Source organism: Streptomyces sp. NPDC048142 (assembly GCF_043202835.1).
GTDB lineage: Bacteria > Actinomycetota > Actinomycetes > Streptomycetales > Streptomycetaceae > Streptomyces.
In genome coordinates this window covers 96,081-114,778 of the sequence record NZ_JBIDBC010000022.1, presented here as the reverse complement: position 1 = coordinate 114,778, position 18,698 = coordinate 96,081, and the positions used below count along the sequence as shown (strand labels likewise).

Below are 18,698 nucleotides of genomic sequence, written 5' to 3'. Positions count from 1 at the left end.
CCCGGCGGCGACAGCGCCGGACATCCGGGGCACGACCGGGGGTCAGGCCGGCCCGGGGAAGTGGCAGGCGACCTCTCTGGCCTCGCCCGGGAAGGCGATCCGCAGCAGCGGTGCCTCGGTCCGGCAGACCTCCTGCGCCTTGGGGCACCGCGGGTGGAAGGTGCAGCCGGGCGGTGGAGCGGCGGGGCTCGGCGGGTCGCCGAGCAGGGTGATCCGCTCACGGGAGCGTTCCGCCGCCGGATCGGGCTGCGGTATGGCGGACAGCAGCGCCCGGGTGTAGGGGTGGGCGGGGGCCGCGTACACCCGTTCCTTGGTGCCCATCTCGACGATCCGCCCCAGATACATCACCGCGACCCGGTCGCAGACCCGCTTGATCACCGACAGGTCATGGGCGATGAACAGGTAGGCGAGGCCGAGTTCGCGCTGGAGCCGCTCCATCAGGTTGACGATCTGCGCCTGTACGGAGACGTCGAGCGCGGAGACCGGCTCGTCGGCGATCACGAGACGGGGGCCGGTGGCGAGCGAGCGGGCGATGCCGATGCGCTGGGCCTGGCCGCCGGAGAACTCGTGCGGATAGCGGTCGATGTGCTCGGGGATCAGCCCTACGAGGTCCATCAGCTCGGCGGCCCGCCTGCGGGCGGCGGCCGCCGAACTTCCCTGCACCAGCAGCGGATCGGAGATGATCCGGGCCACGGTCCGGCGCGGGTTGAGCGAGGAGTGCGGGTCCTGGAACACCATGTGCATGTCCTTGCGGAGCGGCTTCAGCTCGCGCTGGGACAGCCGGGTGATGTCGCGGCCGTCATAGGAGATGGAGCCCGAGGTGGGTTCGAGAAGCCGGACGATCATGCGTCCGGTGGTCGACTTGCCGCAGCCGGACTCGCCGACCAGGCCCAGCGTCTCGCCCGCCGCCACGTCGAAGCCGACGCCGTCGACCGCCCGGACCGGTGGCGACGAGCGGCGTCTGCCGGGGAAGCGCATCGTCAGGTCGCGTACGGAGAGCAGGGGTTCGGGCGTCACGTGGCTCGCGGGGAGCGTGGGCCGGGAGGATGTGGTCATGGGGCGACGCCTTCCGGGGTGGAGGGTGCGTACGCGGGGAAGTGGCAGGCAACCGGGTGTCCGGCCGGGCCGCCGAGCGCCGGCGGTTCGCTCTCGCAGCGAGACCGATCGGCGGCCGGGGCTCGTTCCGCCCGGGGGCAGCGGGGGGCGAAGGCGCAGCCGGGGGCGGGGGTGAGCAGGGACGGAGGGCTTCCGGGGATCGCCCGCAGAGGTTCCTCGTCGCTGTCGTCGAGCCGGGGGAGCGAGTCCAGCAGGCCCTGGGTGTAGGGGTGGGCCGGTCTCGCGAACAGCTCGTCGACACCGGCCTGTTCGGCGGCGCGGCCGCCGTACATCACCAGGACATCGTGCGCGAGCTGGGCCACCACTCCCAGGTCGTGGGTGATCATGACGACGGCGAGTCCCCGCTCCTGCTGGAGCCGTGCGATCAGCTCCAGTATCTGGGCCTGGACGGTGACGTCGAGTGCGGTGGTCGGCTCGTCCGCGATGAGCAGCTCGGGTTCGCAGGCCAGTGCCATCGCGATCATGACGCGCTGGCGCATCCCGCCGGAGAACTGGTGGGGGTACTCCCCGGACCGGCGCCCGGGTTCAGGGATGCCGACCTCGGCGAGTGCCTCGACGGCCCGCTGCTTGGCGGCCCTGCGGCCGCTGCCGAAGTGCACCCGGTGGTGCTCGGCGATCTGCTCGCCGACGGTGTAGTAGGGGTGGAGGCTGGAGAGCGGGTCCTGGAAGATCATGGCCATCTTCCGGCCGCGCAGCCGGTTCAGCTCGCGCTCGGTGAGCCCCACCAACTCCTGCCCGTCGAGGCGGATGGACCCGGTGACCTCGGCGTCGGTGTGCAGTCCGAGTACGGCCATGGAGGCGACGGACTTGCCGGAGCCGGACTCACCGACGATGCCCAGAGTCCGGCCCCGCTCCACCGCGAAGGCGAGTGAGTCCACGGCCCGCACCGGACCGTTCCGGGTGGCGAAGGTGACCGTCAGGTCACGTACGGACAGCATGGGTCGGGTGTCGCCCATCAGTACCTCACTCGGGGGTCGACGACTGCGTAGAGCAGATCGACGGCCAGGTTGGCGACGACGATGAAGGTGGCGGCGAGCAGGGTGACGCCGAGGATCACCGGCTGGTCCCCGGTGGACAGAGCGCCGTAGAAGAGCCGCCCGATGCCCGGTAGCCCGAAGATCGACTCCGTGATCACGGCGCCCGCGAGGAGCCCGCCCAGGTCCATGCCGAAGATGGTCAGGACGGGGGTCATTCCCGCCCGCAGCCCGTGCTTGACGACGACCGTGCGGCGCGGCAGCCCCTTGGCGCGGGCGGTGCGGATGTACGGCTCCGCCATCGTCTCGATCATCGAACTGCGGCTCTGACGGGCGTACATGGCCGCGTACAGGACGGCCAGGGCCAGCCACGGCAGCAGCAGGTTGGACGCCCACTCCAGCGGGCTGGAGGTGAGGGAGACGTAACTCGGATAGGGGAGCAGCCCGGCCACCCGGATCAGCCCGTAGATCAGCATCATCGACGTGAAGTAGACGGGCAGCGAGGCGGCGGCGACCGAGCCGACCATCAGGACGCGGTCGGTGAGGCTGTCCTTGTGGAGCGCGGCGACGACACCCGCCGTCAGCCCGAGCAGCAGCCAGATCGCCGCCGCGCCGAACGCGAGCGACGCGGAGACCGGCAGCCGGTCGACGAGCAGGTCCCACACCTCCTGGCTGTTCTCGTACGAGTAACCGAGGCACGGGAAGTCGCAGTGCAGGGCGTACTGGCCGCTGCCCATGGTGCGGCCGGTGAAGATTCCGGTGACGAACTCCATGAACTGCCGCCACAGCGGCTGGTCGAGGCCCATGTTGGTGCGGATCGCCGCCAGGCGTTCGGCGCTGCACGACTTGCCGCAGGCAGCGGCCGCCGGGTCGGAAGGCAGTACGTAGAAGATGGTGAAGGTGACGGCGGCGACGGCGATCAGCACGCCGAGTACGCCGAGCAGCCGCCGGCCGAGGTGGAGGATCATGAGCGGCTGCCCCTGGGGTCGAGGACGTCCCGCAGCGCGTCGCCGAGCAGCGTGAACGCGAGCACGGTGAGGAAGAGGCAGAGGCTCGGGACGACGAAGTACATGGGGTCCGTGTCGTAGAAGTTGACGCTCTCGGCGATCATCTGGCCCCAGGACGGGGTGGGCGGCCGGACGCCGACGCCCAGATAGCTGAGGGCCGCCTCGGTGGCGATCATGCCGGGGATGATCAGGGTGGTGTACGCGATGACGGGCCCCGCGACCCCGGGCAGCACCTCGCGGGTGAGGATCCGCCAGGGTCCCGCACCGCCCACCCGTGAGGCGTCGACATACTCCCGGTGCTTGAGGGAGAGCGTCTGGCCGCGCACGACCCGGGCGATGCCGGGCCAGCCGAAGAGACCGATGACGGCGGTCATCAGCACGACCCGGTTGACGTCCCTGGCCACCGACATCATCGCGATCATGAAGATGAGGGAGGGGAAGGACATGGTGAGGTCCATCAGCCGGGAGAGTGCGGCGTCGGTGCGGCCGCCGAAGTAGCCGGCCGCGACCCCGGCCGCCGTCCCCGCGACCACGACGATCGCGGTCGCGGAGAAGGCGATGAGCAGGGACACCTGGGCGCCGTGCACCACACGGGAGAAGAGGTCGCGGCCTGTGACGGGTTCGACGCCGAGCCAGTGCTCGGACGATATGCCGCCGAGCGGGCCGATCGGCTGGCCGCCCAGATAGGGGTCGATGGCGGTCTTGTCGAACTCGTCGGGCGACCAGCCGCCCAGTGAGCCGATGAGTGGAGCGGCGATCGCCATGACCGAGAACAGTGCGACCACGGCGAGGGAGATCTTCACGGAGGTACGGCGGCTCAGCTCCGCGCGGGCGAGCTGCCAGGGGCCGCCGGACGTTTTTGTGACGGTGGGCGGGGAGGAAGTGGCCATGACCTGATGTGCCCTCAGTTCCTGCTCTTGGAGGGGTCCTTGAGGCCGACGGTGGCGTAGTCGAGCTGCCCCCCGAAGGAGGTGTGGCCGAAGGCCCCCGCGACATTGGTGCCGACCAGCAGCGGCTTGCGCTCGATGACGGCGGGCATCGTCGGTGCCTTGGCGAGGATCTCCCCGTCGAGCTTCTGCCACGCCTCGCCGGCCTGCGCGGCGTCCGTCATGGCGGCGATCTCGTCCATCCGCTTCATCGTCGGCTCGTCGCGGAAGAGCGAGTGGTTGCCGGAGTTCCCCTTCTCCTTGATGTAGCGGCCGTCGAAGACGAACGGCAGGAAGGTGGACCCGGAGGGATAGTCCGGGCACCAGCCGGTGTAGATGAGGTCGGTACGGTTCTTGGTGTCGCCGATGGAGTCGTAGAAGGCGGACGGGTCGACCGTCTCGACGGTGACCTTGATCCCGGCCCGGCCGAGGGACTGCTGCACCGCCTCGCCGACCCCCTTGTCGCCGTTGGAGACGGTGATGCTGGTGGAGAACCCGTCCGGCTTACCGGCCTCCTTCAGCAGCTGCTTGGCCTTCTCCACGTCACCGGTGAGGGGGATGGACAGGGTGTCGGGCTGCTTCCCGCCGAAGAGCGAGCCCGGCATCATGGCCGTCGCGGGCTCGTTGAGGGCGGGCCCGCCGGACGCCGTCATCACGGACTCGCGGTCCAGGGCGTACTGCACGGCCTGGCGGATCCTGAGGTCGTCGAACGGGGCCCGGCCCGTGTGCATCTGCACCATCTCGGTGCAGCTGGAGGACTCGGCGAGCAGCCGCGCCCTGACGCCGGAGTCGGTGAGGACCTTGGGGGCGCTCTCCGGCCGGATCTTGTCCCAGGAGACGGCGGAGGAGTCGGGGCCCCGGGACGCGATCAGCCGGTCGTCGATCTGGTTGGCCTTGAGCCCCATGACCACGACCAGCTTGTCCGGGTACGCCTTGCGGACCGAGTCGCTCGCCGGGTCCCAGTGCGGGTTGCGGACCAGGACCAGCTGCTTGTCCCGGTCGTACCTCTCGATCTTGTAGGGGCCCGAGGAGAACGGGCGGTTGTCGTAGCGGGGGCCCTTGTCCTGGGCCTTGGGCACCGGGGCGAAGGTGGGGAGCACTGTGGCGTAGGGGAACTCGGAGAACGGCTTGCGGAGTTCGAAGACGATCGTGTGGTCGTCGGGCGTCCTGACCGAGTCGAGATGTTTGCCCCCGGCCGGGCCCCGGTAGCCGTCGGCGCCGGCGAGATAGCGCGCCGCGTAGTCGGGTCCGCCGGGCAGGTCGGGCGAGAAGGAGCGCTCCACGTTGTGCTTGACGTCCGCGGCGGTGATCGGCGACCCGTCCTCGTACTTGAGGCCCTTCTTGAGCTTGAAGGTCCAGGTCCTGGCACCGTTGGAGGGTGTGCCGAGGTCCTCGGCGAGGTCGGGGGTGAGCTCCCCGCCCCTGGCGCCCGGCTCGGCCTTGTACGTCACGAGGGTGCGGTAGAGCAGCCGGGTGCCGAAGTCCATGTCGGTCACCACCCAGTTGCGGGCCGGGTCGAGGTGTGTGAAGTCCTGGTTGGACAGCACGGTCAGCGTCCCGCCCTTCTGCGGGGTTCCGCCAACCGTCCTGCCTACGTTGGAGGTTGCCGGGTTCTTCCCGGTGTCCTCGCCCTGGCCGCCGCCGACGTTCTTGCCGTCGGTGCAGCCGACGGCGGTGAGTGCGACGGCCGCCGCCAAGGCGGTGACGGCGGCGTGCGGGGTGCGCTTGTTCATCAGTGGTCACTCCGTGAACAGTCGGAAGCCTGGGGCTGCTGGAATGTGACCCGTAACATAGTAATGTGAAATGGTACTGACAAGGTGCCGGCGGTTCCGTTACTCACCCGTGTCCGAACCCGGCGGCCCTTACGGCGGACGTCCCGCCGCAGCGCCCGCCGTCACCGGGCGCGCCCGGATCACCGGCACCCGCCCAGTACTTCCTCGACCCGGACGACCCCTTCCCCGGAGGTTCCTCCTGTGAACGCCGCAGCCCTCTCGCTTATCTCCCGCAATCCCGCCGACCCCGACGACGTCCTGGTGCGGATCGCCTCACCCGGGGCGTTCGCCACGGCCGATGCCGTCGAGCGGGCACGCGCCGCCCAGCCGGGCTGGTCGGCGGCCGGCGCGGCGGCCCGGTCGGCGGCGCTCGGCGCGGTCGCCGCCGCCATCGACGCGGCAGCGGACGAACTGGCCGCACTCGCCGTGCGCGAGGTCGGCAAGCCGCTCGCCGAGGCCCGTGCCGAAGTCGCGCGGACCGTCGCGATCTGGCGGTACTACGCCCAGGCTCCGTACGAGCCCGTCGGCGCCGTCCACGAACCTGCCGCAGGGGAGGGCTTGTTGCTCAGCCGCCGCCGCCCGTACGGCGTCGCGGGCCTCATCACGCCGTGGAACTTCCCCTACGCGATCCCCAGTTGGAAGGCGGCGCCCGCCCTCGCCGTCGGCAACACGGTGGTGCTCAAGCCCGCCCCCGAGGCGACGGCCTGTGCCCGGCGGCTCGACGGGATCGTCCAACGAGCGCTGCCCGCAGGAGCGTTCACGGTCATTCCGGGAGGCGCCGCCGAGGGCAACGCCCTGGTCCACGCGGCCGACATCATCTCCTTCACCGGCTCGACCGCCGTCGGGCGGGCGGTGGCGCGCGCGGCCGCGGCACGCGGCATTCCCGCCCAGGCCGAGATGGGCGGCCTCAACGCCGCGATCGTCCTGCCGGACGCGGACATCGAGCAGGCGGCGGCTCATATCGCCGTCTCGATCGCCGGGTACGCGGGTCAGAAGTGCACGGCCACCAGCCGGGTGATCGCCGTGGGCGCGGCCCTGGCCCCTCTGCGGGAGGCGCTCTCCGAGGCGCTGAAGGCCCTGGTGGTCGGCGACCCGGCCGACCCGGCGACCGTATGCGGGCCGCTGATCGGCGAACACGCCCGCGACAAGGTCGCCGAGGCCTGGCGCGGCCTGGCCGCGCTCGCCGGCGGCACGGTGTCCGAGGGGCCCGGCTGGTACGCGGCCCCGACCCTCGTGGAGCAGCCGCCCCCAGGGCACCGGCTGCTGCGCGAGGAAGTCTTCGGCCCGGTGGCGGCCCTGCTGTCCGCGGACGACCTCGCCCACGCGGTGCGGATCACCAACTCCGCTCCGTACGGCCTGGTCACCTCGGTCCACACCACGGACTGGGACGCCGCCATCGGTGGCCTGGACCGGATCGATACCGGGATGATCCGGATCAACGCCCCGTCCACCGGTGTCGACTTCCACCTTCCGTTCGGCGGCGCCAAGGCATCCAGCCACGGCCCGCGCGAACAGGGCCGCGCGGCCCTGGAGTTCTTCTCCTCCAGCCGCACCTACGCCCTGTCACCCGCGAAAGCGATGTGACACCGCACTCCGGTGATCCCGGTCGGTGCGAGGCGATCCAGGTCGGTGCGAAAGGAAGGCCATGGGGTCGGGGCGCCTGAAGCAGCGCAAGCTCGGCGCGGCCCGTGAACGGCCCGGCATCCCGCTCCATGGACCGGATGCCCGCCGCGAAGGGCGCCTGGAGGGAAACCACCTGGTCAGGCGCCCTTCGTCGGCGTCTAGAAGAAGCCCAGCTTCTTCGCCGAGTACGACACCAGGAGGTTCTTGGTCTGCTGGTAGTGCTCCAGCATCATCTTGTGGTTCTCCCTGCCTATGCCCGACTGCTTGTAGCCTCCGAATGCCGCGTGCGCCGGGTAGGCGTGGTAGCAGTTCGTCCAGACCCGGCCCGCCTTGATCCCGCGCCCCGCCCGGTACGCCGTGTTGACGTCGCGGGTCCAGACTCCGGCCCCCAGCCCGTACAGCGTGTCGTTCGCCGTGCTGATGGCGTCGTCGAAGTCCGTGAAGGAGGTCACGGCCACGACCGGGCCGAAGATCTCCTCCTGGAAGACCCGCATCCGGTTGTCGCCCTCGAAGACCGTCGGCTGGACGTAGTAGCCACCCGCCAACTCGCCGCCGTGCTCGATGCGCTGACCTCCCGTCAGGATCTTCGCCCCCTCCTGCTGTCCGATGTCCAGGTACGAGAGGATCTTCTGCAGCTGGTCGTTGGACGCCTGGGCGCCGATCATCGTGTCGGTGTCCAGCGGGTGACCCGGCACGATCTGCTCCGTGCGGGCGATGCCCGCCTCCAGGAACGCACCGTAGTGGCCGCGCTGGATGAGAGCGCGTGACGGGCACGTACACACCTCGCCCTGGTTGAGGGCGAACATGGTGAACCCTTCGAGCGCCTTGTCGAGGAAGTCGTCGTCGGCGCGCGAGACGTCGTCGAAGAAGATGTTCGGCGACTTGCCTCCCAGCTCCAACGTCACCGGTTTGATGTTCTCGGAGGCGTACTGCATGATCAGCCGCCCCGTCGTGGTCTCACCCGTGAAGGCGATCTTCGCGACGCGCGGGCTGGAGGCGAGCGGCTTGCCGGCTTCCGCTCCGAAGCCGTTGACGATGTTGACGACGCCCGGCGGAAGCAGATCCGCCACCAGGCTCAGCCAGTAGTGGATCGAGGCGGGCGTCTGCTCGGCCGGCTTGAGGACCACCGCGTTGCCCGCGGCGAGCGCCGGGGCGAGTTTCCACGTGGCCATCAGGATGGGGAAGTTCCACGGGATGATCTGGCCGACCACGCCCAGCGGTTCGTGGAAGTGGTACGCGACGGTGTCGTCGTCGATCTCGCTGAGCGAACCCTCCTGGGCGCGCAGAGCCCCCGCGAAGTAGCGGAAGTGATCGATGGCCAGCGGAATATCGGCCGCCAGCGTCTCCCGCACCGGCTTGCCGTTCTCCCAGCTCTCGGCGACCGCCAGCTCCTCCAGCCGGGCCTCCATCCGGTCGGCGATCCTGTTGAGCACCGAGGCCCGGTCCCCGGCGGACGTGGCGCCCCAGCCCGGAGCCGCCGCATGGGCGGCGTCCAGGGCCAGTTCGACGTCCTCGGACGTGCCGCGCGCGATCTCCGTGAACGGGCGGCCGTTGACCGGGCTCGGGTTCTCGAAGTACTGCCCCCGGGCCGGCCGGACGTACTGCCCGCCGATCCAGTGGTCGTAGCGGGACGCGAACGTGACGATCGCGCCCTCGGTGCCCGGCGCAGCGTAACGGGTCATCTCTGTGGCCTCCCGGATCCGGTGCCGCCCGACGTCGGACGGCCCTCGGCGCGAGGCTAGGGACGGGGACGTTGCAAGGCCGTTGCAGCGGCGCTGCGGTGGAGAAGAAGGGGAGAAGGAAGGGTGCGTCGTGCCAAGGGCTGTCGTCGTGCGCCCGCCAGGAATTGCGCGATGCCCTCAGCCGCGCTGCTCGGCGTCGAGGCCCCGGACCCGGGCCAGCAACGCCGCCCGCTGGCCCGCCGGAGCCGCCCCGGCCAGCGCGCGCCACACCGGCAGGTCCTCCTCGCCCCACGGGCTGTACGCCCAGTCGGCGAGCAGCCCCGGATCCCGCCGGGCGATCAGCGCCGCCCGCAGCTGCTCGGTGATCCGTCGCCGCAGCCGTACGACGGCCGGGGCCCGGGAACCCGGCAGCAGCGGGCCCGCGTACGCGTCCAGCGCCGCCGCCACCGCGCCCGAAGCCAGCCGGCGCGTCACCGTGTCGAAGTCGGCGTCCACCGGGACGGCCAGCCGGTACGGACGCGAGCCCAGCAGCTCGGGCCCCAGCAGCCGCCGGAGCCGGGAGAGTTCGGCCCGCAGCGTCACCGGGGTCACCGACTCGTCCTCGTACAGCTCGACCAGCAGCTCCTCACCGCTCAGGCCCTCCGGCCGGCGGGCCAGGGCGACCAGGATCTCGCTGTGCCGCCGGCTGAGCCGCAGCCGCCGCCCCCGTCCTTCCAGCAGCGCCTCGTCCCGGCCCAGCGCGCCCAGCCGCACCACCTCGACGTCCGGCGGCGGGGCCAGCAGCGCGAGCTGCGACTCGGCGGCTCGTGCCACTGCCTGGACGAACGCCAGACTGTGCGGATGGGCGAGACGGTCGCCGCCCGTGATGTCCACGGCTCCCAGCACCCGGCCGGTGTGCGGGTCGTGCAACGGCGCCGCCGCGCAGGTCCACTGCTGGACCGGCCGCAGGAAGTGCTCGGCCGCGAAGACCTGCACCGGGCGGTCCACCGCGATCGCCGTTCCCGGCGCGTTCGTTCCCGCCACGGACTCGGCCCAGCGGGCGCCCTCCACGAAGTTCATCAGGCCGGCCCGCCGCCGCGCCGTCGTATGCCCCTCGACCCACAGGAGGCGGCCGTGGGCGTCGCAGACAGCCAGCAGATGTTCCCCGTCCGTCGCGTACGCGCCCATCAGTTCGCGGATCACGGGCATCGCACGGGCCAGCGGATGCGCCGCCCGATAGGGGCCCAGCTCGTCCGGGCCGAGCTCCACCGCGGGGGCGTCGTCCGGGCTGACCCGCGCCCGTGCCGAGCGGCGCCAGGACGCGCCGACCACCGCACGGACCGGCTGCTCCAGCCGTCCCGCCGTGGTGAACACCTCGTGGGCGCGGCGCAGCTCGCCGCTCCGTTCGCCGGGATCGGTGTCCGCCGCCAGGGCCACCCAGGGATCCGTCAACGTGAACCCTCCCGTCCAAGGGCCGTCGGGCTCTCCCATCGTCGTCGCCGGAGGCCTCCGCGACAACCTCGGTGCGGAGAGTCATCACCGCGGGCTGCGGCGGGGGAGGGCGCTCAGGTGACCTCGCCGACGAGCCGGAGGTAGCGCTCCCAGTCCCAGTGGACGCCGGGGTCGGTGTGGTCGCTGCCCGGTACCTCGTGGTGGCCGACGATGTGCTCCCGGTCCTTGGGGATGCGGTGGCGTCGGCAGATGTCCGCAGTGAGTCTGGCGGACCGCAGGTACATGACGTCCGTGAAGAACTCCGGGCGGTCCACCCAGGCTTCGTGCTCGATGCCGATGCTCCGGGTGTTCCAGCTCCAGTCGCCCGCGTGCCAGGCGATGTCCTTCTCGCGTACGCACTGGGCGACATGGCCGTCGCCGGAGCGGACCACGTAGTGGGCCGACACCTGCTTGGAGGGGGTGCGGAAGATGCCCGTGGTCGGCGTGAACAACTGTTGGGCGACATGGATGACGACGCGGTCGACCCGGCGGTCCGAAGGGCGGGCGGGGACGGTGTAGTTGGCGGGGGCGGCGGGAGCCCAGAAGGCCGTCGCGTAGTCGGTGGTGCCCTGCGGCGTCGCCACGGCCCGAGCGGAGGCCGGCAGGAGAGCCGCCGTCGTCGCTGCGGCGGCGCACTGAATGATCCTTCTGCGGTGCAACGACACTCCTGGGGCTGGGCTGGGCTGGGCTGGGCTGAGGGTGAGGACGAGGCCGGGGCGGGTGCTGGGCGTACGGAGTTGAGCCGGTGAGGCCCCCGGCTCGCGGATCAGTACCCGCCGATGCAGATGACGAGCCCGCCGGACATCCGGTTCCCCACAGTTTCCCCGCAGTCGCCTTCCGGACGCGCGTCTGCCTCCAGCGCTTTGGCCTCCCGGGCTTCGGCCTCGCGCGCGTCCGGATGCGCGGCTTCCCCGCGGAGGGGCGAACGCACCGGCCACCCCGGATTCCACCCCCTGCCCCGACCCGGGAGCCCCCGGCCTGTCAGCCCGGCCCCGGGCGTCTCAGACCGCTGCGTCCGTCCCGTTCACGCTGTCCGTCCCGTTCGTCCCATCGGTCCCGTCCGCCACATCCCCGTCGGCCCCCGCCAGCGCTCCCGCCGGGTCGTCGTCCGCCGGTCCCGCCGGCACCCAACGACCGCGCTCCTTGCGGTAGGGCCACCACCGCCCGTTCGGGTCGAGCCGGAGCTGGACGTCGGCGCCCACAACGGTCCAGCGGGCCCGCCCGCTTGCCCGCAGCGCCGGCCGCTCGCCCGCCTCCCATGCCTCGCCGAGCCGGGCGCGGGCCCGCCCCAGCTGCTCCTGATCCGGCGTCCACTCCTCGTCCAGCACGGCGAGCGCCGCGACCCCGCCGTACCGCCAGGCGCGGACCGCCGCGTCCAGGTCCGCGGGCGGGCGGCCGGACCCCGTGGCCAGCCGTGCCCCGATCCGCTGCTCCGGCCGGGCGTCAGCGGCCAGCCGCACCGCGTCCTGCTGCGGGGTCAGCTCCACCGGGAGCGGCTGTCCTTCGTGCCCCGGGGCCAGTGCGTCCAGCAGCATCCGGCGGGCCCGCACCGCACTGTCGGCCGCCAGCACCTCCAGCGCCGCCGGGTCGATCCCGGGCACGGGCCCGGTCTCCGTGTCCAGCGACGGCCCGGTCCCCGGCCCGTCGGGGGCCGGTGGGGGAGTGGGCAGCGGCGGCAGGATCCCGGCCGCCGCGAACGCCTCCCCGGCAGGGACCCCGTGAAGCTCCGGCCCCGCGTCGTCGGCTCGCTCCCGCGTCCCGTCGCCCCCCGCCAGGACCGCGCGGGCGGTGCTGCGCACCTGGAGCTCGTCCAGCAGCCGCCGCTCGTCGCGTCCCCGCATCAGCAGCAGGACGAACGGGTCCTCGTCGAGCAGCCGCGCCACCTGGTAGCAGAGAGCACCCGAGTGCGGGCAGTGGTCCCAGGTGCCGCAGGTGCACTCCGGCTCCAGATCGCCGATGCCGGGCAGCAGATCGACCCCGGCGCCCGCCGCGTCCTCGACCAGGTGCGGCGGCATCTCCCGGTCCAGCAGCGCCGCGATGTGCCCGGCCCGGTCCACGGCCATGTCCAGGAACCGGTCCCAGGCTCCCGCGCCGAGCTGCTGGAGCAGGACGTCGCTGCGGTGGGCCGTGCCGTCACGGTCCCGCACCACGGCCGTGATCCGGCCCGGCCGTACGGAGACCGCCCCGACCCTGCCCTCCCGGGCCAGCCGCCGGCCCTTCTTGAGCTGTTGTCCGTCCAGCGCCGTGTCCTCCAGGGCCTTGAGCCACGCCCGGCCCCACCAGGACGTGGCGAAACCCCGGCCCTGCGCGGGGGGAAGCGCCACGAACGTACGCTCCGGTCCGCGCCGGCCGCCCGGCGACGTCCCGCCGTCGGATCCGTCGTCGTTCCCGTCCCAGGCGTTGGGCGCGTCCGTGCCGCCCGCCCGGGAATCCGCCCCGTACGTGTCCGCGTACGCTTCCTCGTACGCGAAGTCGTCCTCGTAACCGTCGCTCATCGTGCGCCCCCTCGCAGCTCGACCAGGTCGGCCAGTTCCGCATCGGTCAGTTCGGTCAGCGCCGCCTCGCCGGAGCCGAGCACCGCGTCCGCGAGGCCCTGCTTGCGGGCGAGCATCTCGGCGATCCGGTCCTCGATCGTGCCCTCGGCGATCAGCCGGTGCACCTGCACCGGCTGCGTCTGGCCGATCCGGTACGCCCGGTCCGTCGCCTGCGCCTCGACCGCCGGATTCCACCAGCGGTCGAAGTGCACGACATGACCGGCCCGGGTGAGGTTGAGCCCGGTGCCCGCGGCCTTGAGGGACAGCAGGAACACCGGCGCCTCGCCCGCCTGGAAGCGGGCCACCATCTCCTCGCGGCGGACCACCGGCGTACCGCCGTGCAGGAACTGCGTGGCCACCCCGCGCGCGGCCAGGTGCTCCTCCAGCAGCCGGGCCATCCGCACGTACTGCGTGAAGACCAGCACCGACCCCTGCTCGGCGAGGATCGTGTCCAGGAGTTCGTCCAGCAGCTCGACCTTCCCCGACCGGTCCGCGATCCGCGGCTGCTCCTCCTTGAGGTACTGCGCGGGGTGGTTGCAGATCTGCTTGAGCGCGGTGAGCAGCTTCATCACGAGCCCCCGCCGCTCGAAGCCGTCGGCGGCGGAGATCTCCGCCAGGGTCTCGCGGACCACCGCCTCGTACAGGCCGGTCTGCTCCGGCGTCAGCGACACGGCCCGGTCGGTCTCGGTCTTCGGCGGCAGCTCGGGCGCGATCCCCGGATCGGCCTTCCGCCGGCGCAGCAGGAACGGCCGCACCAGCGCCGCGAGCCGCTCGGCGGCACCCGGGTCGTCGCCGCCCTCGACCGCGGCGGCGTACCGCGTACGGAAGGTGCCGAGCCGGCCGAGCAGGCCGGGCGTGGTCCAGTCCAGGATCGCCCACAGCTCGGAGAGGTTGTTCTCCACCGGGGTACCGGTGAGCGCGACGCGGGCACGGGCCCCGAGGGTGCGCAACTGCTTCGCCGTCGCCGAGTGCGGGTTCTTGACGTGCTGCGCCTCGTCGATGACGACCATGCCCCAGGACACGGCGGCGAGCCGGGGCGCGTCGAGGCGCATCGTGCCGTAGGTCGTCAGGACGAACTCGCCGTCCGCCAGGCCCTCCAGGGAACGCGACGCACCGTGGAAGCGGCGGACAGGGGTACCCGGCGCGAACCTCTCGGTCTCCCGCTGCCAGTTGCCCATCAACGACGTCGGACACACCACCAGCGTCGGGCCGGCCGCGTCGCGGTCGCTCTGCCGGTGCAGATGCAGGGCGATGAGCGTGATCGTCTTGCCCAGGCCCATGTCGTCGGCGAGGCAGGCCCCGAGGCCGAGCGAGGTCATCGTGTTCAGCCAGTTCAGACCGCGCAACTGGTAGTCGCGCAAGGTCGCGGTGAGAGCTTCGGGCTGCCCGATCGCCTGCCGGGCGGAGGACTCCGGATCGGCCAGCCGGTCCCGTACCCCCTGGAGCCATCCGGTCGCCGCCACCTCGACGCGACGGCCGTCCACCTCCGTGGAACCGGTCAGCACCGCGCCGAGAGCGTCGATCGGGGTGACCTTGCGGTCCTGGGTCTCCCGGGCCCTGCGCGCCTCCTCGGGGTCGATGAGCACCCATTGGTCGCGCAGCCGCACGATGGGCCTGGTGGACTCGGCGAGCTGGTCCAGCTCCTCGCGGGTCAGCTTCCGGTCGCCCAGGGCGAACCGCCAGTCGAACGACAGCAGGGCGTCGGCGGAGAGGAACGAGGGCGTGTCCGCAGCGGTCCGCCCCCGTGGCCCGGCCCCCAGCCCGTCACCCTCCCGGTCCGTGACGTCCCGGTCCGTGGGGTTTCCGTCGTCCGGGCCGATCACGGCGCGCGCTGTGAGCTTCTTGGCCAGTTCCCTGGGCCAGTGCACCTGCACACCGGCGGCGGCCAGGGCACGCGAGGCGGGTCCCAGCAGCTCGGCGATCTCCTCGTCGGCCGGCTCCACCGAGTCCGGCACCGCGGCGGAGAGCAACGGCGCCAGCGGCGGCCAGGCACGGGCGGCCCGCCGCAGGGTGAGGAGGGCGTCCATCCGGGCCCGCGGCCCGAACGCGGCGGCGGTCCGTGAGCCGCCCGCCCACACCTCGGCCGCGTCGGCGACCAAGGAGGGATCACTGACACTGTGGATCTGCGGCACGGCACGGAACGACGGCGTGACCACGTCCGGACCGGACCCCGGCCCCACCGCGCCCGGGGCGGTGCCGGCGGGTGCCTCCGGACCGCTCCTCCCCGACGTCACGCCCGTGACCTCTATACGCAGCGAGAGCCGTACGCCCGCGTCGTGACCGGCCGCGACATCGGCCGCCCAGGCGCGTCCCCCGGGCAGGTGCTGCGGCTGCTGGGCGGTGAACGCGGGCCCGGCGGCGGCGAATCCGGCGGCCGGCGTGCGGGGCATCGCGTCGGCCACGGCATCGAGGAACGCACGGAGCAGACGCTCCGGTTCGGGCAGCAGCGGTTCGTCGGCGGAGCCGTTCGTCGCGCTCGGCTCCCGCGTTCCGGCCGGCCGGCCGGAAGCGCCCAGGCCGCTTGCACCGCCCAGCCCTTCGGGTCCGCCCGGCTTCCCGTCGCCCTCGTCCGGAACGGGAGTCGCGTGCGCGGTCGGCGGCATCGACGCCGCAAGTTCCCGGATCCGTTCGAGATCCTCGGCGCTCAACGGTCCGATCCGCCAGGCGTCGTGGTCGGTGGCACTCAGCCCCGGCAGCAGTAGGCCGCGGGCGACGAACTGGAGAGCGAGCAGCGCGGCGGCGCCCCAGAAGGCCGTGGCGGGGGAGGCCTGCGCGACGGAGCGCGCCCGGGTCAGCACCGGCAGGGCGTCCCGTACGGGGAAGCACAGCGCCGAAACCGTACGGGGGCGCAGGTCGGCTGCGACCACGGTCAGTTCCGCCGAAGTCCCGAGGGTGTCAAAAGGAGTGCTACCGTCCGGATTCCAGAACGCGATCCTGCCGGTACGGGCCGGATCCGCGGGGACGAAGACCGCGGAGCAGCGGGACAGTTCGGCGATCTCGGAGGGCGTTGCCGCAGGGTGCTTGTGCACAGCGATGTCAGATTCCTCAAATTTGACTAGTGGGCGGAGTCGCCGAGGGTACTCCACTCCGCGCGACGGCGACCCGTGTGACTGTGTGGCGCGCGTCACTCATCTCTCTTCCCGGTCTCGATGGTGCAGCCAGCCCCACCATCGGGCACGGGGTCTGCCCCAGGAAGACCCGGGTGGTGGCGCCATGGCCCCCGCCGGCCCCCGGTCCGTACGTTCGATGAGGTCAGCGCATATGTTCCAGAGAACCGGAGACGTCATGCCCCAGGCGACAGCCACTGTTGCGGATCCCGCCGACGAGAGCAGTCCGGACCACCCGGCCGGCACCCGTGGGGCGGCGGCCGGAAGCGACTTCGCGCCGCTGCTGCGTGGCGTGCGGGACCAGGGCCTGCTGGAGCGCCGCACGGACCGGTATGTGCTCGGCATCGCCGTCAACCTGGCGGCCCTGGGTGCGGTGATCACCGGTTTCGTCCTGCTGGGCGACACCTGGTGGAGCCTGCTCCTCACGCTGCCATGGGCGGTCCTGTGGACCCGTACGGCCTTCGTCGCCCATGACGCGGGGCATGCGCAGATATCCGGTGACCGCAGGACGAGCAGGCTGATCGGTCTCGTACACGCCAATCTGCTGCTCGGCATGAACGAGGCGTGGTGGAACGACAAGCACGTACGCCACCACGCCAACCCCAACCACATCGACAAGGATCCCGATGTCGGTGTGGGAGCCCTGGTCTGGACCCAGAAGCAGGCGGCGCAGCGTGAGGGCTTCGCCCGCTGGCTGACCAGGAACCAGGCCCGGCTGTTCTTTCCGATGCTGTTGCTCGAAGGCATCGCGCTGAAGATCTACGGATTCCAGTTCCTGCGCCGTCAGCCCCTCCGGGAGCGGGCCGTCTCGGCGCTGCTGCTGACCGCGCACATAGCCCTCTACGCGACGCTGCTGCTGAGCACGCTGTCCCCGGGCAAGGCGATCGTCTTCGCTCTGGTGCTGCACGCGCTGTTCGGCCTCCACCTGGGTATGGCCTTCGCCCCGAACCACAAGGGCATGGAGATGCCCGACCCCGACGGCGAGCGCTGGGGCCACCTCCAGCGGCAGGTCCTGACCTCGCGCAACGTACGCGGCGCCGTCCTGACCGACTGGTTCCTCGGCGGGCTGAACTACCAGATCGAGCACCACCTCTTCCCGAGCATGCCGCGCCCCAACCTGCGGCTCGCTCAGCCCCTGGTCAAGGCGCACTGCTCCGGGATCGGCATGCCGTACGCGGAGACCGGCCTGATCGAGTCCTACCGGCAGGCGCTGTCGCACATGCACGAGGTCGGTGAGCCGCTGCGATAGCGCGGCCGATGGGGAACGCAAGGCCGATGGGGAACGTAAGGGAGCGCGGAGGCGTTCACACAACAGGAGCGGCGCCGGTCGCGAAGGAGGCGTGGACCATGTCGAATGGTGCGAAGATCGCTATCGGGGGCGTTGTCGCGGCAGCCATCCTGTGGCCCCTGATCGGATTCTGGTGGGCGCTGCTGATCGTGATCGGAGTTCCCGTGGCGGGCTATCTGCTGCTTGACCCGTCCCAGCGGCGCAGGCTCCGCAGGATCAACCGCAAGGAGATCGGCCGCTGAGGCCGGACGCCCGTGAGCGGTTTCACGTGGGGTGGACGGCCAGCCCGTCCAGAGCGGTGAGCAGGCTGGGCAGGGCGGCTCCACGGCCGACGGGGATGACCATGCCCGGCTCCTCGTCCAGCAGGAACAGGGCGATGTCGTCGGTCCGGGCCACCATCGACCACCCCGGGCCGTCGACGCGCAAGGTCCGTGCGTCGGCGGTGGCGTACGAGGAGCGGATCCGCCCGGGTGGCGGCGGAGCCTTCGTATATGCCTCCGCCTCCGACAGGGCCCTGCGTACGCCGGGGTGCCGGAGGGACGGCGAGGAATCGTTCCCGGGCTCACCCCCGGTGCGGTCCTCCGGTTCGCGCTCCGTGCCGTTCTCCGGCTCTCCCTCGGCCCCTGGCCGCGGGAACCGCGCCTCGTCGATCTGCTCGCGCCACACCGGCCACTGCGCGGCGATGTCGTCCGCCCCGAGCCGCCGCTGCGCCGGGCCCCAGGCCTCCGCGTCGGGAGGGGACAGCGGTGCGGGGCCCTTCCCGTCCGTCTCCGGATCGTGCGGATCCGGGACACCGGGCGCCGAGACGGCCAGGTCCATCGGCCAGCCCGGCAGCGCGCACACCATGGAGCGCTCGTCGGGAGACAGGTCGTGCTCCATGCCGCAGTCCCACGCGGCGATGGCGACGGCCACCTGGGAGGCGTCCTCGACCACCACGGTCCATCGAGCCCCCTCGCCGTCCTGCCCGAGAACGAGTCCGTAGCCCTCCTCGTACGGTTCGAGCGCGAGCGCGTCGCACGCGGCCACGTAGTCGTCACCCAGCACGCTCGGGAACCGCGCAGGCGTCAGCAGCATCGCGGTCAGCACCAGCAGCGAGTCGTCGGCGACCGCATCGCCCGCACCGGCCACGGTGTTCTCCCTGTCGGTCATCGCCCGCCTGCCCATCGCTCGGTCCTGCGTCCCTTGGCCCGTCGGCGCAC

The 18,698-nt window shown here is 72.0% G+C and carries 14 protein-coding genes and 1 pseudogene; 4 read left to right on the top strand and 11 right to left on the bottom strand.

Annotated features, from left to right (window positions below; genetic code table 11):
* Positions 1 to 42: 42 nt before the first annotated feature.
* The 5 genes from ACGF2Y_RS25245 to ACGF2Y_RS25225 are packed head-to-tail and all read right to left on the bottom strand — an operon-like array spanning position 43 to position 5,756.
* Positions 43 to 1,056 carry an ABC transporter ATP-binding protein gene (locus tag ACGF2Y_RS25245; RefSeq protein WP_392951595.1) on the bottom strand — a complete coding sequence of 338 codons (1,014 nt, stop codon included), beginning with the start codon at positions 1,054 to 1,056 and terminating at the stop codon, positions 43 to 45.
* A complete protein-coding gene (locus ACGF2Y_RS25240; RefSeq protein WP_392951593.1) occupies positions 1,053 to 2,072 on the bottom strand; it encodes an ABC transporter ATP-binding protein in 1,020 nt (339 codons plus the stop codon). The genes ACGF2Y_RS25245 and ACGF2Y_RS25240 overlap by 4 nt, the downstream gene beginning before the upstream one ends.
* Positions 2,072 to 3,058: an ABC transporter permease gene (locus ACGF2Y_RS25235; RefSeq protein ID WP_392951590.1), complete on the bottom strand. Its 987-nt coding sequence runs from the start codon at positions 3,056 to 3,058 to the stop codon at positions 2,072 to 2,074. Before ACGF2Y_RS25235 ends, ACGF2Y_RS25240 begins: the two co-directional genes overlap by 1 nt.
* A complete protein-coding gene (locus ACGF2Y_RS25230) occupies positions 3,055 to 3,987 on the bottom strand; it encodes an ABC transporter permease (protein WP_392951587.1) in 933 nt (310 codons plus the stop codon). The genes ACGF2Y_RS25235 and ACGF2Y_RS25230 overlap by 4 nt, the downstream gene beginning before the upstream one ends.
* A 14-nt stretch (positions 3,988 to 4,001) precedes the next feature.
* A complete protein-coding gene (locus ACGF2Y_RS25225; RefSeq protein ID WP_392951584.1) occupies positions 4,002 to 5,756 on the bottom strand; it encodes an ABC transporter substrate-binding protein in 1,755 nt (584 codons plus the stop codon).
* Positions 5,757 to 5,889: 133 nt separating this feature from the next.
* On the opposite strand from ACGF2Y_RS25225, the pseudogene ACGF2Y_RS25220 reads away from it, so the two are divergent.
* Together ACGF2Y_RS25220 and ACGF2Y_RS25215 are read left to right on the top strand one after the other, a co-directional pair.
* Positions 5,890 to 5,989, top strand: a pseudogene (locus ACGF2Y_RS25220) (proline racemase family protein); the annotation flags it as partial.
* A 7-nt stretch (positions 5,990 to 5,996) separates the two neighbouring features.
* Positions 5,997 to 7,379 carry an aldehyde dehydrogenase family protein gene (locus ACGF2Y_RS25215; protein ID WP_392951581.1) on the top strand — a complete coding sequence of 461 codons (1,383 nt, stop codon included), beginning with the start codon at positions 5,997 to 5,999 and terminating at the stop codon, positions 7,377 to 7,379.
* 197 nt (positions 7,380 to 7,576) lie between these two features.
* On the opposite strand, the gene ACGF2Y_RS25210 is transcribed toward ACGF2Y_RS25215, so the two are convergent.
* The 5 genes from ACGF2Y_RS25210 to ACGF2Y_RS25190 all read right to left on the bottom strand — a co-directional run bounded on the left by ACGF2Y_RS25210 (position 7,577) and on the right by ACGF2Y_RS25190 (position 16,133).
* A complete protein-coding gene (locus ACGF2Y_RS25210; protein ID WP_392951579.1) occupies positions 7,577 to 9,100 on the bottom strand; it encodes an aldehyde dehydrogenase family protein in 1,524 nt (507 codons plus the stop codon).
* Positions 9,101 to 9,277: 177 nt separating this feature from the next.
* On the bottom strand, positions 9,278 to 10,531 hold the full coding sequence (locus tag ACGF2Y_RS25205; protein WP_392951576.1) for a GAF domain-containing protein: 1,254 nt from the start codon (positions 10,529 to 10,531) through the stop codon (positions 9,278 to 9,280).
* 113 nt (positions 10,532 to 10,644) lie between these two features.
* Positions 10,645 to 11,229: an N-acetylmuramoyl-L-alanine amidase gene (locus tag ACGF2Y_RS25200; RefSeq protein ID WP_392951573.1), complete on the bottom strand. Its 585-nt coding sequence runs from the start codon at positions 11,227 to 11,229 to the stop codon at positions 10,645 to 10,647.
* A 342-nt stretch (positions 11,230 to 11,571) separates the two neighbouring features.
* Positions 11,572 to 13,065, bottom strand: coding sequence for an SWF or SNF family helicase (locus ACGF2Y_RS25195; RefSeq protein WP_392951570.1), 1,494 nt, complete (start codon positions 13,063 to 13,065; stop codon positions 11,572 to 11,574).
* Entirely contained in the window at positions 13,062 to 16,133 is a 3,072-nt protein-coding gene (locus ACGF2Y_RS25190; RefSeq protein ID WP_392951567.1) for a DEAD/DEAH box helicase, read from the bottom strand. Before ACGF2Y_RS25190 ends, ACGF2Y_RS25195 begins: the two co-directional genes overlap by 4 nt.
* 256 nt (positions 16,134 to 16,389) lie before the next feature.
* Between ACGF2Y_RS25190 and ACGF2Y_RS25185 the strand changes: the two genes are divergently transcribed.
* Positions 16,390 to 17,460, top strand: coding sequence for a fatty acid desaturase family protein (locus tag ACGF2Y_RS25185; protein WP_392951564.1), 1,071 nt, complete (start codon positions 16,390 to 16,392; stop codon positions 17,458 to 17,460).
* Between the two features lie 98 nt (positions 17,461 to 17,558).
* Positions 17,559 to 17,741 carry a hypothetical protein gene (locus tag ACGF2Y_RS25180; protein ID WP_392951561.1) on the top strand — a complete coding sequence of 61 codons (183 nt, stop codon included), beginning with the start codon at positions 17,559 to 17,561 and terminating at the stop codon, positions 17,739 to 17,741.
* Between the two features lie 22 nt (positions 17,742 to 17,763).
* Here ACGF2Y_RS25180 and ACGF2Y_RS25175 read toward each other — a convergent pair whose 3' ends face one another.
* Positions 17,764 to 18,648, bottom strand: coding sequence for a hypothetical protein (locus tag ACGF2Y_RS25175; protein WP_392951558.1), 885 nt, complete (start codon positions 18,646 to 18,648; stop codon positions 17,764 to 17,766).
* Between the last annotated feature and the right edge of the window lie 50 nt (positions 18,649 to 18,698).